Genomic DNA, 13,767 nt, shown 5'->3' with positions numbered 1-13,767 from the left:
CTTGCGACACCACTAGACGGCCCCCGCGGGATATTTCCCGGGGGGTTGTCGTTCTCTCCCCCGCCCCAGGCAGCCACCGGCACGGACCCAGTGACATGCGCGCCGACATGATACTCGACCGTCTCGCACTACTGGCGATCCTTCTGACGTTGCTGGCGTCACTTGTGATATGGCAGGTTGCGCCAGTCGCGTTCTCGACCGAGTTCGCGGCCGAGGACAAGCTGGTCGAGAACGCGACCGCCCTGTTCCTGTTCGCCGCCGCCGTGTTGCTGGCGTGGCGCGCGCGCCGTTTCCACAGGGCCGGCGCATGGGGTGCGGCCGGGCTCAGCATCCTTTACGCGCTTCTTTTCTTCTTCGCGTCGGGCGAGGAAATCTCGTGGGGCCAGAGGTTGTTCGGCTGGGGCACCCCTGAATTCTTTGCCCGGCACAACTACCAGCAGGAAACGAACTTGCACAACCTGATGGTCGGCGAGCACCGTCTCGCCCGCACGCTCTTTGGCAGCGTGCTGACCACGGTTCTCCTGCTCTACCTCGTCGTGCTTCCACTGCTTTACACCCGGTTCGGGGCGCTCGCCCGTCTCGCGGACAGGCTCGCCGTGCCGGTGCCTTGGCCCCGTCATGGCCTCATCGCGATTCTTGCCAGCCTCGTCGTGGCCGTGATCGACGTGCCGCGGAACTGGGAGGTCTACGAGTTGGTTTTCTCGCTGCTTGCCTGCTCGATCTTCCTGAGGCCGCAGCGACCGTCGGGCGTCGTCCTCGGTGGCTGAGTGCCGGATGAGCCGCCAGCGCGGCTTGTGCGCCGGGCCGGGATCGGCTAACCGGCCGCGCAAGGGAAAATGCGGATGAAACCGATGGAACGTTTGCGCCTCGGCATGGCCGACATGGTCCTCTTCGGGCTCTACAATGCCAGCCTGCTCTTCACGCTGGGGTATTACCTGACAGGTCTGCAGGTAGAGTACCGCCAAGGTTTCGCGACCGAGGACGGCCCCATCGAATGGGGAACCGCGATCTGCCTGCTGTTTGCCGGGCTTGTGCTGTTTCGCAATGCGGCGCGCCTGATGGGGCGCGGTGCGGGTATCGCGGGCATTCTGACGCTGATCTACGGTGTGGTGTTCCTGTTCGGCGCCGGCGAGGAGATTTCGTGGGGCCAACGCGTCTTCGGATGGGAGGCCGGCGAATTCTTCCGCGAACACAACGCGCAGCGCGAGACCAATATTCACAACCTCGTGGTCGGGGACGTGAAGCTGGTTAACACCCTTTTCGGCCCCATCCTCACCTTCGTGGTTCTTCTGTATCTCGTCGTGCTGCCGCTGCTCTATTCGCGCCTGTCGGCGTTCCGCCGCCTCGGCGACGGTCTGGCGATTCCCGTGCCGGCCATGCGCCACACGGTCCTGACGCTGGTTGCGACCGTGGTGATAGGCATCCTGCCCATGATGGCGAAATGGGAAACCTACGAATTCGTGTTCAGCTTGCTCTGCGTGTCGATCGTCCTTGCCCCGCGCAACGCCGGGCGCGTCACCTGAGCGTCGGCGCCGCGTTATTCGACCACGCGCAGTGTGTCGCGCGCCGCCAGCAATTCGGCGCGTTCGGGTGCGGGGTGCAGGCGTGATACCAGACAGCCACGACCGGCCTCTTCCGAGAGACCGAGCGCGTCGAGCGCGGCCTCGATGTTGCGGGTATTCTCCGCCAGCTTGGGGCGGTTTGACACGTTGTTGACCGCACCCTCGGGCGGCAACCTGACCGGGAATTCGCAGAACTCGGCGACCCGTTCCACCGCGCCGGGGGCCTCGATGTTGACGGCCATGAAATCCGGACGCCCCCGGAAATGCCGCAGGCACCATGCGAACCAGTCGGCGCGGCGATAGACCTCGTTCACGAAATTCTGGACGCTGAACACCCTGCGGTGGTGAGCGGCGATGCTCACGAGGTATTTCCGCAGCGGGCGGAAATTCAGGATGAACCGGGCATTGGGATAGGTCCGGTCATAGGCAGCCACCGGCCGTACCTGTCCAAAATCGGAAAACGCGTCGAACCGGCCCGTCCGCCAATCCCTGGAGTCGTGAAAGCTGTTCAGACCGTTGGCAAGGAACAGCCGGTGCAGCGTGGTCGTGCCGTTGCGGGGATGACCGATGACGAAGATCTTCCCGGCCTGCCGGTCACCCTTGGGCGTCAGCATGAAATGCAGCCTCATCCGGGTGCGGATGATTTCGATGGTGATGTCGTTGACGTCGGTCGTTCGCCGTGCCCGATCCGTCAAATGATCTCGTCCTCGTCATAGAGCGGTGCGGCTTCCAGATGGGCGTTCACGCCCTCTGCGGCGCGTTCCGCGCTCTGGGTCTTGGCGATGTGGAACAAGGCGTCGCCCTCGTAGACCACCGGCATGTTCGTGCGCCCGATGACAATGCCCCGTTCCTCGGCCGCGACTTCGGTTTCGATGTCGCCGAAGGGGTCCGAAACCGTGCCCAGCACCGTGCCGGGCGACACGGCTTCGCCGATGGCCACGTAGCCACGGAAAACACCCCCGACCGGCGCACGATACCAGCGCGATTCCTGCGCCACGACCGGGGAATGCTTGACCTTTGGCACGCCTTTGCGCCCGACCATGTCGAGCTTTTGCATCACGCGCAGGATCCCGCTGACCCCGGCGCGCGCGGCAAGCTCGTCAAAGCGCAGCCCTTCGCCGCCCTCGTAGAGCAGAACGTCCACGCCGGCCTCTTCCGCGGCCATCCGCAGCGACCCGTCGCGCAGCTTGGAGGGCAGGATCACGGGCGCGCCGAATGCGTGCCCCAGATCCGCCAGCCGGTCATTTCCCGGGGTCAGCCGGATCTGCGGCAGGTTCAGCCGATGGATCGCCGCCGAATGCAGGTCGATGCCAAGGTCCGACCGGCTGACCACCTCGCGCATGAAGATGTGCGCCAGCCGAGAGGCCAGCGACCCCTCGCTGAGCCCGGGGAAACAGCGGTTCAGGTCGCGCCGGTCCGGCAGGTATCGGGAGTGGTTGAGAAAGCCGAAGCTGTTGACGATCGGAACGGCCAGCAGCGTGCCCGCCATCCCCTTGAGCGCCCCGGCCCGCAGCAGCCGCCGAACGATCTCGACGCCGATGACCTCGTCGCCGTGGACCGCGGCGGACACGAAGAGAACCGGGCCGGGTTTGCGGCCATGGATGACATGCACCGACAGGCTGACCGGGGTGTGATCCGAAAGGGTGCTGACGGGCACCTCGACTGTGCGCCGCCGTCCCGGCTCGATCACGTGACCGTCGATCTTGAACGCGTCGCGCCTGCCCATGTCGATCCCCTGCTGCCGCGTCCGCATAGGCAATTCACGGCCCGAAGTCCATGCCGGCCCTGTCGAGGGCCGGCGCATATCGGCCGGAACCGGCCGGCCGGACCTTGCCCCTCAGCCGGGCATCTTCGTCCAGCGCAGATAGGGCAGTTCGGTATCGAACTCGCCGAACTTGGCTTTCGCGTCCTCGTCGCTGACCGAGGGCGGAATGATCACGTCCTGCCCGGTGGTCCAGTCAGCCGGCGTCGCCACGCCCTTGGACGCGCTGGTCTGCACCGCGTCGAGCGCGCGCAGCACCTCGGCGAAGTTGCGGCCCACGGTCATCGGGTAGGTCATCATCAGCTTGAGCTGCTTGTCCGGTCCGATGATGAAGACGCTGCGCACCGTGGCGCTGTCGGCGGGCGTGCGGCCATCCGGCAGATAAGCCTCGGCCGGCAGCATGTCGAAGGCCTTTGAAACCTCGAGCCCCGTATCGGCGATGATCGGGAATCCGGCCTTCGCGCCGCCCACCTTCTCGATGTCACCTTTCCATTTCTTGTGCTCCTCGACGCCGTCTACCGACACACCGATCACCTTGCAGCCGCGCTTTTCCCATTCGTCGGCCAGCCGCGCGACGGCGCCGAACTCGGTGGTGCAGACCGGCGTGAAATCCTTGGGGTGCGAGAACAGGATGGCCCAGCTGTCGCCGATCCAGTCATGCAGCGAAAAGGTCCCCTGATCGGTTTCAACCGTCAGGTCGGGGATGGTATCGTTGATGCGCAGTGCCATGAAGTGTCTCCTGTAAAGGTTGAAGCGACTCGTCGCCAACATACGTTCAGGCTCGGGAATTTGAACCCGTCCCTTGCAGCCGTGATACACGGGTGACAAGGTGACGCGACCCTCGGCGCGGGCGACCGCCCGGCCGGCCAGCCCATGAACAAGCGGAGCCATACATGATCGAGAAACGTCAATTCTACATTGACGGCGCCTGGGTGGACCCCAGGGCCGGAACGGATCATCACGTCATCGACCCTGCCACGGAGGACCCGTGCGCGATCATCAGCCTCGGCGGACAGGCCGACACCGACGCGGCCGTGGCCGCGGCCCGCGCCGCCTTTCCCGGCTGGATGGCAACGCCGCCGGAAGAACGCATCGCCCGTGTCGAGAAGCTCTACGAGGTCTACAAGACCCGGATCGAGGATCTCGCGCAGGCGATCAGCCTCGAGATGGGCGCGCCCATCGACCTGGCACGGCAGGCGCAGGCGCCGGCCGGTCTTGGCAACACCAAGGGCATTCTAGAGGCCGCCAAGGCATTCGAGTTCATCGAGCCGCTCGGCGAGCACGCCCCGAATGACCGGATCATCCACGAGCCCGTCGGCGTCGTCGGCATGATCACGCCCTGGAACTGGCCGATGAACCAGATCACGCTGAAGGTGATGGCCGGGCTGATCGCGGGCTGCACCATGGTGCTCAAGCCGTCAGAGGAGTCGCCGCTGTGCGGGCTGATCTTTGCCGAGATCGCGGATGAGGCCGGCCTGCCGCCGGGGGTGTTCAACCTCGTCAACGGCGATGGCGCGGGCGTGGGCAGCCAACTGTCGGCGCACGAGGATGTCGACATGATCTCCTTCACGGGGTCCTCGCGGGCGGGCCGGCTGATTTCCAAGTCTGCCGCCGACACGCTCAAGCGGGTGAGCCTCGAACTGGGGGGCAAGGGCGCCAACCTGATCTTCGCGGATGCCGACGAGAAGGCGGTCAAGCGCGGCGTCCTGCATTGCATGAACAACTCCGGCCAGTCCTGCAACGCGCCCACGCGGATGCTGGTGCAGCGCGAAATCTACGACCAGACGGTGGAAGCCGCAGCCGAGATCGCCGCAGGCGTCGAGGTCGGCTCGCCGCGGGAGGAGGGGCGCCATATCGGCCCCGTGGTCAACCAGGTCCAGTTCGACAAGATCCAGGACCTCATCCAGACCGGCATCGACGAGGGCGCGCGCCTGGTCGCTGGGGGCACCGGCCGCCCGGAGGGCTTCAACCGGGGCTTTTACTGCAAGCCCACCGTTTTTGCCGATGTGCGCAACGACATGACCATCGCGCGCGAGGAGATATTCGGCCCGGTGCTGTCGATCATCCCCTTCGAGACCGAAGAGGACGGTATCGCAATCGCCAACGACACGCCCTATGGCCTCACGAACTACGTCCAGACACAGGATGGCGCGCGCGCCAACCGCTGCGCGCGTGCGCTGCGCTCCGGCATGGTCGAGATGAACGGCCAGCCCCGTGGGCTGGGCTCGCCCTTCGGCGGGATGAAGCAATCCGGCAACGGCCGCGAGGGCGGAAAGTGGGGGATCGAGGATTTCCTCGAGGTCAAGGCGGTGTCCGGGTGGACGCCTGACGCCTGACATGCGCTTGCACGCCTTTATCCTGCATCTGTCGCGCGCCACGGCGCGGCGCGACAACGCGCGGCGGCTGTTGCAGGAGTGCGGCGTGCAGGGCGAGATATGGCCGGCCGTGGATGGCGCGGCGCTGACAGGAGACGAGGCCGCCGCGGCCCGTGCCACCGGTCTGTTCCCGCCGCGCTATCCCTTCCCGCTCAAGACGGGAGAGCTGGGCTGCGCGCTCAGCCACCAGGCGATCTGGACGGAGATCCAGAGGCGGGAAATCGACGCGGCCCTCATCATCGAGGATGACGCCGCACTGGACCACCCGCGCTTCGCCACGGCGCTCGGGCTGGCGGCGGATCACCTGCCGGCGGTGGGCTACATCCAGTTGCAGACCCGTCCGCACCAGGGACAGGCATGGCAGGTCGACACGCGCGATGGCAGCGCCCTCTTCGTTCCGCAGCTGCCAGACCTGCGCACCACGGCGCAGATCGTTACCCCCGCCGCGGCGGCCCGCCTGCTGAGTGCCGCGCCGCGTTTTGACCGCCCCGTGGACACGCTGGTGCAAAGCCACTGGCACACGGGGCTGCGCCCCGGCGCGATATTTCCCTCGGGCGTGCGCGACATCGGCGGGGAGCTCGACGGCTCCACCATCCAGGGCGGAGGCAAATCGCTGCGGGAACGGGTTTGGCGAGAGTGGGCGCGTCTTGCCTATCGCCGGCGTGCCGCGCGCCATGCCCGTCACAGCGACGCATCCGTGCCGGAGGTGCGCGCATGATCGTCACGCGGCTATTCGGCGGGGCCGGCAACCAGCTTTTTCAATATGCTGCCGGGCGGGCGCTGGCCGATCACCTCGGGACGGATCTCGTGCTTGACCGGCGCTACATGATCCGCTGGGGCGACGAGCGTGCAGAGTGCTTTCCGCACTACCGCAACGCGCGCTTCGTCGAGGCTGACCGCCTGCCGCCATCCAAGATGGACGGGCCCCTGCGCTACGCGGCTTGGCGGTACCTGCGCCGGCCCCCGCGCCTGCACCGCGAGGATGGGCTCGGCTTCGACCCGGGCTTTTTCGACCTGCCCGACGACACCTATCTGCACGGCTACTGGCAATCCGAACGCTATTTCGGCGCCTCGGCCGATCGCCTGCGCCATGACCTGACGCTGACCACGCCGCTTGACGCGCCGAACACCGACATGGCCGCGCGGATCGAGGCCGCCACCGTGGCCGTTTCGGTACATGTCCGGCGGGGCGATTACGTGGCCGATGGCGGTTTCGCGGCCTGTCCGCCGGGGTATTACGCCGCCGCTGTCGACCACCTCACCGCCAAGGTGGGGAAACCGCTCACCTGTTTCGTGTTCTCCAATGATCCCGGCTGGGCACGCGACAACCTCGTGCTCGGCCAGCAGACGGTCGTCGTCGACATCAACGACGAAACCCGGGGCCATTTCGACATGTACCTGCAGTCGCTCTGCGACCACAACATCATCGCCAACTCGACCTTTTCATGGTGGGGGGCATGGCTGAACCAGACCCCCGGCAAGACCGTGATCGCGCCGAGCCGGTGGTTCGCGCCGGGCAAGCCGGCCAACCCCGATATCTGCCCGCCGGAATGGGTCCGGCTCTGATGGCGCGGCTTTTCCCGGTTTCCGAAACGCTGTAAGACGCGCGCCCATGATCACTGCGCCTGATATCGCCAAGGCACGCTTCGTGCCGGAAACCGTGCACAAGCGCGATGCCTTCTCCGAGACGATCTCTGGCCATCTCGACGGGGTGGCTGACTTTCCGGTGGTCTTGCGCCGTATCGACGGTGTGCCGGTCTATGCCCGCCCGCTGGCATGGGCACTGGCGCGCCGGGAAATCCGCGCGCTGCGCGCCGTGCAGGGGATCGAGGGTTGCCCCGTTCTGGTGCGGGTCGACGGCACCGGGCTCCTGCGCAGCTGGACAAGGGGTGTGCCGCTTCAACTGGCGAGGCCCGACGATCCGGCCTGGTACCGCGATGCCCGGCGCCTGTTGCGCGAGATGCGGCGCGCGGGCGTCACCCATAACGACATCGCCAAGCCGCAGAACTGGCTGATGACACCCACGGGCCGCGCCGCGGTCATCGATTTCCAGCTCGCCTCGGTGCATCGCCGCCGCGGCCGGATGTTCCGTACGATGGCACGCGAGGATCTGCGGCACCTTCTCAAACAGAAACGCGCCTTCGCGCCGCATCTTCTGACTTCGGCGGAGAAGCGGATGCTGGCGCGCAAGGCCCTGCCCGCGCGCATCTGGATGGCCACCGGCAAGAAGCTTTACAACTTCGTCACCCGCCGGCTGATGAACTGGTCCGACGGCGAAGGCACCGAGGACCGCATCGAACGTGACGGCCCCGCCCTCCGCGCGGCGTGGCTGGCCGATCCGCGCATTTCCGACATGGCGCTCTGCACCTACGCGATGCCGGCCAAGGGCGTGGGGCTGTACGCCTTCGTCGAAACCGACCTGACCGAGCCCGCGCTGCGCGCCCGCGCGCCCGAACCGAAGCCCGACCTCATTCAGCCCGTGGCACAGCTGCCACGCCACCCCGACGGCGCACCGAGAATGGATGCCCTGCACCTTGTCGCCACCAATCGGCTCGACGAGCTGGAAGAGTTGCAGAAATCCGACCCCGGCCTCGCCGCAGCACTGAAACCCGTCATCGCCGAACGCCTCAACCTGACCGATCGGGTGCTGCGCGCCTGAGCGCGGCGCCGCGTCAGTCGCCCGGCGCCAGCACCTCGATGCGGTCGAACCACGCCAGCGTCTGTTCCGAACCCATCGTGCCGGCATAAAGCGCCGGCGCCCCTTTGCTGCGCAGCACGGTCACCGGGTCGGTCTCCAGCACCTGCGGGCCGCCCTCCTGCATCGTCCAGCCGTTCATCTTCAGCCGCGCCGTGTAATCGCGCCCGCGCTTGACCACGCTCAGCCGGGCGCCCTTCTCCGCGAAATCCGTCAGGATCTGTGCCAGGTCATAGCCCCGCACATCCCCCGCGATCTCCAGCTTGGCCTCGCTCGTCGTTCCGCCCGACACGGCCAGCAGCTTCAGCCACATGTCGTCGTTGGAATTGCCCTGCCGATAGATCTCGGCGGCGATGAAATTCTCCGGATCGGCATAGCGGGCCACCTGCACGATCGCGCGGCGGCCGCCCAGCGTCTGCACCTCGCCCATCCGCGCCGTGAAGTCGGCCGCGATCTCCCAGTCGCCCTGCGGCAGCTCGGCCGCGTGCCAGCGGAACACGTTGGGCTGGTCCGCGGACTTGCCCATGTAGCCCGGCTCGACCGTCATGGTGAGCAGGGCGCCGTCCTCGAGAATGTATCCAGACGGGTCAGGCGCTTGCACCTGCCATTTGCCGCCCAGCTCGGCGCGGTCGAAATCATCCTCGAAGAGCGGTCCGGCCGGTTCCGGGGCCGGTTCGGGCTCTGGCCGGCTGACCTTCTGCAACGCGCCGGTCAGGCTGTCGGCGTTGGCCGCGCTCAGGTATTGCCCACCGGTGGCCTCGGCGAGGCAGGCCAGCTGGCCCGTGGACTCCGCGATGTCGAAACCGATGACATGCGCGGTCAAGGGTGTGCCCCGCTGCGCCAGCTCCTCGCCCAGTGCACAAAGGTCGGCGCCGCAGGTCTCCAGCCCGTCGGTTACCACCACGACCGAGGCCGGGGCATCGACGCCGGCCAGCGATGAACTGGCCTGCCTGACGGCGGCGCCGATCGGGGTCTTGCCGCGGGGCGAGATCGCCGCCATGGTCTCTCGCATCGACGACTTATCCAGCGGCGCGGGCGCGTGCAGCACCTCGATGTCACCGCAATCGCCCTCGCGCCGGTGGCCATAGGCCATAAGCCCGATCTCGCGGTCCTCGGGCCAATCCTCCAGCATGGCGCCGACGGCGCCGCGCGCAATCTCGACCTTGGGCGTGCCGTCGATTCGCCCCCACATGCTGCCCGATCCGTCGAGGATGAGCATTGTACGGGCCGCGGGCGCCTCCTGTGCCGTGACTGGCAGGGCCAGCGTGCAGCCTGCGACCGCAAGGGCCACGATAAACCGGACGGTGGTATTCAAAACGGACCTCCCATGTTGCTGCGGGCGGAAATCGTGACGTGTTTTCAGGCGGCTGCCCCCCGTGTGCGAAGCGCGCCGCGCTGTCCGGCCCACGCGGTGACGCTGGCGGAACGGGGCGCAAGGATCAAGTTTCGCGGCAGGATCGGCAATTCCTTGCCGGCGCCGCCGGGCGACGTCAGAACGGCGCCTTGACGCGAAACCTTTGCCCGGCGCCGCCATCGGGATGCCGCAGGCGCAATTCCTCGGAATGCAGCATCAGTCGCGGGTGGTCCCCCGCCGGCCCGTCCGCGTAAAACGGGTCGCCGAGGATCGGGTGGCCGAGGGCCTGCATGTGCACGCGCAGCTGGTGGCTCCGCCCCGTGCGGGGCATCAGCAGAACGCGTGTCTCGTCGTCGCCGTGGCGTTGCACCCGCCAGTCCGTCACGGCGGGTTTGCCGGTCTCATGGCAGACCATCTGGCGCGGCCGGTTGGGCCAGTCCACGATCAGCGGCAGGTCCACCGTGCCCGTTTTCGGCTCCAGCCGGCCGGCCACCCGGGCGACATAGGTCTTTTTCACCTGCCGCTTCTCGAACTGAAGGCCAAGGTGCCTCTGCGCGTGCGGGCTGAGCGCGAAGACCATCACGCCCGAGGTGTCGCGGTCCAGCCTGTGCACCAGCAGCGCGGTGGGGAATGCCTCCTGCACGCGGGCCAACAGGCAGTCGGCCAGATGCGCCCCCTTGCCGGGCACGCTCAGCAGGCCGGCGGGCTTGTCCACCACGACGATCTCGTGATCGTCATGGAGGACGGTCAATGGCTCCTGCGGCGGCGCGTATTCCCCGGACATGGCCGGCGTCTACACCCGGGCCCCGGTGGATTCCACCCCGGGCTTCATCTTGCCCCAAATACTCCCGCCGGAGGCATCACGCCTTCATGCGCTCCGCCTTCGGGTCGTGGAGCGGCTTCAGGCTGGACCGGGCGCTCACGCGTGTGCCCATCACGTCGATCTCGTAGGTCGAGGCCAGCACCTCTGCCGCGCTCTCACCCGCACAGGGCACGTAGCCCATGCCGACCGCTGCGCCGAGGTGATGACCGTAATTGCCCGAGCTTAGATAACCCACATACGCGCCGTCGCGGATGATCGGCTCGTTATGGAACAGTAGCGGTTCCGGATCGTCGAGCAGGAACTGCACCATGCGGTTCTGCGGCCCGGCCTCCCTGCGCTCGGCCACGGCCGCCTTGCCGATGAAATCGGGCTTGGACAGGTCCACCGCGAAGCCCAGGCCCGCGTCGATCACATGATCCTCGCAGGTGATATCGTGGCCGAAATGGCGGAACGCCTTCTCGATGCGGCAGCTGTCCATCATGTGCATGCCGCAAAGCTTGAGGTCCACGGCCTCGCCCGCCTCGACGAGTGTCTCGAAGACGTGCGCGGCCATGTCGGAGGGGACGTATATTTCCCAACCCAGCTCGCCGACATATGACACCCGGTGCGCCCGGGCCAGCCCCATGCCGATCTCGATGTCCTGCGCCGTGCCGAACGGGTTCGCCGCGTTGGAAAAATCGTTCGGCGAGACCCGCGCAAGCAGGTCGCGCGACTTGGGTCCCATCACCGCCAGCACGCCCTCGGCCGCGGTCATGTCGGTGATGACGACCCGCAGGTCGCCGGCGTGCCGGCGCAGCCATGTCTGGTCGGCCAGCCGCGTCGCGGCGGGGGTGACCACGAGATAGGCGGTCTCCGACAGGCGGGTCACGGTGACGTCCGCCTCGATCCCGCCGCGGCTGTTGAGGAACTGGGTATAGACGATCTTGCCGGCCGGAACGGACATGTTTCCCCCGCAGACGTGGTTGAGAAAGGCCTCGGCGTCCGGCCCCTCCACCCGCAGCTTGCCGAAGGATGACATGTCGTACATGCCCACCCCCTCGCGCACGGCACGGTGTTCGGCCGCCGCGTTGTCGAACCAGTTCTGCCGTTTCCACGTGTAGCGGTATTCCCGTTCCTGTCCGGGCGCGGCGAACCAGTTGGCGCGCTCCCAGCCGCGCGCCTCGCCCATCACCGCGCCGTGCTCCAGCAGTTGCGCGTGGAAGGGCGAACGCCGCACGCCCCGCGCGGTTTCCACCTGACGGTAAGGGAAGTGATCCGCGTAGAGCAGCCCGAGCGATTCCGACGCCCGCCGCGTCAGGTAGAGCTTGTTGCCCTGCATCTCGTGCATCCGCGCGATGTCGACATCGCCCAGATCGAAGGGCTTCTCGCCGTCCTCCATCCATTGCGCCAGCGCCATGCCGGCGCCGCCGGCGCTCTGGATCCCGATCGAGTTGAACCCCGCGGCGACCCAGACATTGTCCATCTCCGGACACAGCCCGAGGTGGTAGGCGTCATCCGGCGTGAAGCTCTCGGGGCCGTTGAAGAAGGTGTGAATGCCCGCCTCGGCCAGCATCGGCATCCGGTTGCAGGCGTCCTGCAGGATCGGCTCGAAATGGTCGAAATCCTCGGGCAGCTGGTCGAACTCGAAATCATCGGGGATACCGTTCATGCCCCACGGTTTGGCGTTGGGCTCGAATGCGCCCAGCATCATCTTGCCGGCGTCCTCCTTGTAGTAGGCGCATTCGTCCGGCACCCGCAGCACCGGCATCTGGCCCAGCCCCTCGATCGCCTCGCTGACGATGTAGAAATGCTCGCAGGCCTGGAGCGGCACGTTCGTGCCGGCCATTAGGCCCACCTCGCGGCCCCACATGCCCGCGCAGTTCACCACCATGTCACAGGAGAGATGGCCCTGGGCCTCTGCGTCGTCGGCCGTCCAGTCGACGCCGGTGATGCGGCGTCCCTCGCGGCGCATGCCGGTGACCTTCACCCGCTCCTTGATCGTCGCGCCCATCTGCCGCGCGCCCTTGGCCAGCGCCAGCGCGATGTTGGCCGGGTCCGCCTGCCCGTCGGTGGGCAGCCATACGCCGCCCTTGACCCCGTCGAGGTTGATGTGCGCGTAGCGGTCCTTGACCTCTTGCGGGCTCAGCTCCTCGACCGGCACGCCAAAGGCCCGGGCCATGCCGGCGTTGCGGTAGAGTTCCTCCAGCCGCTCGTCGGTCAGCGCGACCGACACCGACCCGCCCTGCCGGAACCCGGTGGCCACCCCGGTCTCGGCCTCCAGCCCGGTGTAGAGCTCGGCGGAATACCGCGCCAGCCGGGTCATGTTCGCGGTCGCGCGCAGCTGCCCGATCAGGCCCGCGGCGTGCCACGTGGTGCCGGAAGTCAGCTGCTTGCGTTCCAGCAGGACGATATCCCGCCAACCCAGCTTTGCCAGGTGATAGGCCACCGAGCAGCCGATGACGCCGCCACCGATGATCACGACGCGCGCTTTGTTGGGAAGGTCCATGTCTTTCTCCGTTCTTTGGCGGGGCGGGAAGACTGGCCCGACGTGCCGCGTGCCGCCCCGGTTCCCGTTCGTGTTCAGACGATATCGTGGCCGGCGGCCCGCAGCCGGCGGGATAGTTCCGCGATGTGTGCGGGTCCCACCTCGCAACAGCCGCCGACGATGGTCGCGCCCTGTTCGACCCAGCCCATGGCGAATTCTGCATAGGCGGCCGGGTCAAGATCCTCGCGGCTTTCCAGCGCGTCGACGGTCGATGCGTCCTGGAGGAAACCGGCGCTGATCCGGGTGAACCCGTTGGCGTAGGCGCCGAAGGGCCTGCCGAAGCCGCGGACGATCTCCAGCGCGTCGCCGATCACCTCGGGCGGGGAGCAGTTGACCAGCACCGCGGCCGGCTGGTGCCGCTCGATGAGCGGCGCCACGCGATCCAGCCTTTCGCCCGACCGCAGCCGTGTGCCATCGGCATCCTCGACCGTCAGCGCCAGCCAGACCGGCAGGTCGCTGTGCGCGCGGGCGGCGATCAGTGCGCCCTCGGCCTGCTCGACCGAGGCCATCGTTTCGAAGGCCAGCAGGTCGACATGGTCGCGCAGGTGGCGGACCGGCTCCTCGTAAAGCTTCACCGCGTCGGCCACCGGCGGGCACAGGTCGGGCCGGTAGGACGCGCCGATCGGCCCCACCGCGCCGGCGACGCGCCCGCCGCCGGCGGCGTCACGTGCC

At 67.4% G+C, this 13,767-nt stretch carries 13 protein-coding genes; 6 read left to right on the top strand and 7 right to left on the bottom strand.

The genetic code is table 11. From position 1 onward, the window contains the following. The first annotated feature begins 95 nt into the window (after positions 1-95). Complete coding sequence (locus tag ACH13J_RS07870; RefSeq protein WP_397542778.1) at positions 96-767, top strand: hypothetical protein; 672 nt, start codon at positions 96-98, stop codon at positions 765-767. An 84-nt stretch (positions 768-851) separates the two neighbouring features. Further along, on the top strand, positions 852-1,523 hold the full coding sequence (locus ACH13J_RS07865; protein WP_397542777.1) for a hypothetical protein: 672 nt from the start codon (positions 852-854) through the stop codon (positions 1,521-1,523). 14 nt (positions 1,524-1,537) lie between these two features. Here the strand turns inward: ACH13J_RS07865 and ACH13J_RS07860 are convergent, their stop codons facing one another. The 3 genes from ACH13J_RS07860 to ACH13J_RS07850 all read right to left on the bottom strand — a co-directional run bounded on the left by ACH13J_RS07860 (position 1,538) and on the right by ACH13J_RS07850 (position 4,053). Then, positions 1,538-2,257, bottom strand: a complete 720-nt coding sequence (locus tag ACH13J_RS07860) for a hypothetical protein (protein WP_397542776.1) — start codon at positions 2,255-2,257, stop codon at positions 1,538-1,540. Beyond that, positions 2,254-3,288: a succinylglutamate desuccinylase/aspartoacylase family protein gene (locus ACH13J_RS07855; protein WP_397542775.1), complete on the bottom strand. Its 1,035-nt coding sequence runs from the start codon at positions 3,286-3,288 to the stop codon at positions 2,254-2,256. Before ACH13J_RS07855 ends, ACH13J_RS07860 begins: the two co-directional genes overlap by 4 nt. Before the next feature lie 111 nt (positions 3,289-3,399). Beyond that, positions 3,400-4,053, bottom strand: a complete 654-nt coding sequence (locus ACH13J_RS07850; protein ID WP_397542774.1) for a redoxin domain-containing protein — start codon at positions 4,051-4,053, stop codon at positions 3,400-3,402. A gap of 164 nt (positions 4,054-4,217) precedes the next feature. On the opposite strand from ACH13J_RS07850, the gene ACH13J_RS07845 reads away from it, so the two are divergent. Genes ACH13J_RS07845 through ACH13J_RS07830 form a run of 4 tightly spaced genes read left to right on the top strand, consistent with a single transcriptional unit; the run spans position 4,218 to position 8,358 of the window. Beyond that, positions 4,218-5,660 (top strand): aldehyde dehydrogenase family protein, encoded by a 1,443-nt coding sequence (locus ACH13J_RS07845; protein WP_397542773.1) that lies wholly within the window; start codon positions 4,218-4,220, stop codon positions 5,658-5,660. A gap of 1 nt (position 5,661) precedes the next feature. Beyond that, complete coding sequence (locus ACH13J_RS07840; protein WP_397542772.1) at positions 5,662-6,417, top strand: glycosyltransferase family 25 protein; 756 nt, start codon at positions 5,662-5,664, stop codon at positions 6,415-6,417. Further along, entirely contained in the window at positions 6,414-7,265 is an 852-nt protein-coding gene (locus tag ACH13J_RS07835) for an alpha-1,2-fucosyltransferase (protein ID WP_397542771.1), read from the top strand. The genes ACH13J_RS07840 and ACH13J_RS07835 overlap by 4 nt, the downstream gene beginning before the upstream one ends. Positions 7,266-7,311: 46 nt before the next feature. Continuing rightward, positions 7,312-8,358: a serine/threonine protein kinase gene (locus ACH13J_RS07830; RefSeq protein WP_397542770.1), complete on the top strand. Its 1,047-nt coding sequence runs from the start codon at positions 7,312-7,314 to the stop codon at positions 8,356-8,358. A 13-nt stretch (positions 8,359-8,371) separates the two neighbouring features. On the opposite strand, the gene ACH13J_RS07825 is transcribed toward ACH13J_RS07830, so the two are convergent. From ACH13J_RS07825 to ACH13J_RS07810, 4 genes are all read right to left on the bottom strand, one after another. Further along, complete coding sequence (locus ACH13J_RS07825) at positions 8,372-9,709, bottom strand: vWA domain-containing protein (RefSeq protein WP_397542769.1); 1,338 nt, start codon at positions 9,707-9,709, stop codon at positions 8,372-8,374. A 175-nt stretch (positions 9,710-9,884) separates the two neighbouring features. After that, positions 9,885-10,532, bottom strand: a complete 648-nt coding sequence (locus ACH13J_RS07820) for an RluA family pseudouridine synthase (protein ID WP_397542768.1) — start codon at positions 10,530-10,532, stop codon at positions 9,885-9,887. Positions 10,533-10,608: 76 nt separating this feature from the next. After that, positions 10,609-13,056, bottom strand: coding sequence for an FAD-dependent oxidoreductase (locus ACH13J_RS07815; protein WP_397542767.1), 2,448 nt, complete (start codon positions 13,054-13,056; stop codon positions 10,609-10,611). Positions 13,057-13,130: 74 nt separating this feature from the next. Next, positions 13,131-13,767 (bottom strand): homocysteine S-methyltransferase family protein (locus tag ACH13J_RS07810; RefSeq protein WP_397542766.1); only part of this gene is annotated, 637 nt, incomplete at its 5' end.

This window comes from Roseovarius salis (assembly GCF_044472985.1).
GTDB lineage: Bacteria > Pseudomonadota > Alphaproteobacteria > Rhodobacterales > Rhodobacteraceae > Roseovarius > Roseovarius salis.
This window is presented reverse-complemented; position numbering and strand designations above follow the sequence as displayed.

What these genes read in the sequence shown, in the direction of transcription:
- ACH13J_RS07830 (WP_397542770.1), top strand. Translation starts at nt 7,312, where the DNA reads ATGATCACTGCGCCTGATATCGCCAAGGCACGCTTCGTGCCGGAAACC.
- ACH13J_RS07845 (WP_397542773.1), top strand. Translation starts at nt 4,218, where the DNA reads ATGATCGAGAAACGTCAATTCTACATTGACGGCGCCTGGGTGGACCCC.
- ACH13J_RS07840 (WP_397542772.1), top strand. Translation starts at nt 5,662, where the DNA reads ATGCGCTTGCACGCCTTTATCCTGCATCTGTCGCGCGCCACGGCGCGG.
- ACH13J_RS07870 (WP_397542778.1), top strand. Translation starts at nt 96, where the DNA reads ATGCGCGCCGACATGATACTCGACCGTCTCGCACTACTGGCGATCCTT.
- ACH13J_RS07820 (WP_397542768.1), bottom strand. Translation starts at nt 10,532, where the DNA reads ATGTCCGGGGAATACGCGCCGCCGCAGGAGCCATTGACCGTCCTCCAT.
- ACH13J_RS07855 (WP_397542775.1), bottom strand. Translation starts at nt 3,288, where the DNA reads ATGGGCAGGCGCGACGCGTTCAAGATCGACGGTCACGTGATCGAGCCG.
- ACH13J_RS07850 (WP_397542774.1), bottom strand. Translation starts at nt 4,053, where the DNA reads ATGGCACTGCGCATCAACGATACCATCCCCGACCTGACGGTTGAAACC.
- ACH13J_RS07815 (WP_397542767.1), bottom strand. Translation starts at nt 13,056, where the DNA reads ATGGACCTTCCCAACAAAGCGCGCGTCGTGATCATCGGTGGCGGCGTC.
- ACH13J_RS07835 (WP_397542771.1), top strand. Translation starts at nt 6,414, where the DNA reads ATGATCGTCACGCGGCTATTCGGCGGGGCCGGCAACCAGCTTTTTCAA.
- ACH13J_RS07865 (WP_397542777.1), top strand. Translation starts at nt 852, where the DNA reads ATGGAACGTTTGCGCCTCGGCATGGCCGACATGGTCCTCTTCGGGCTC.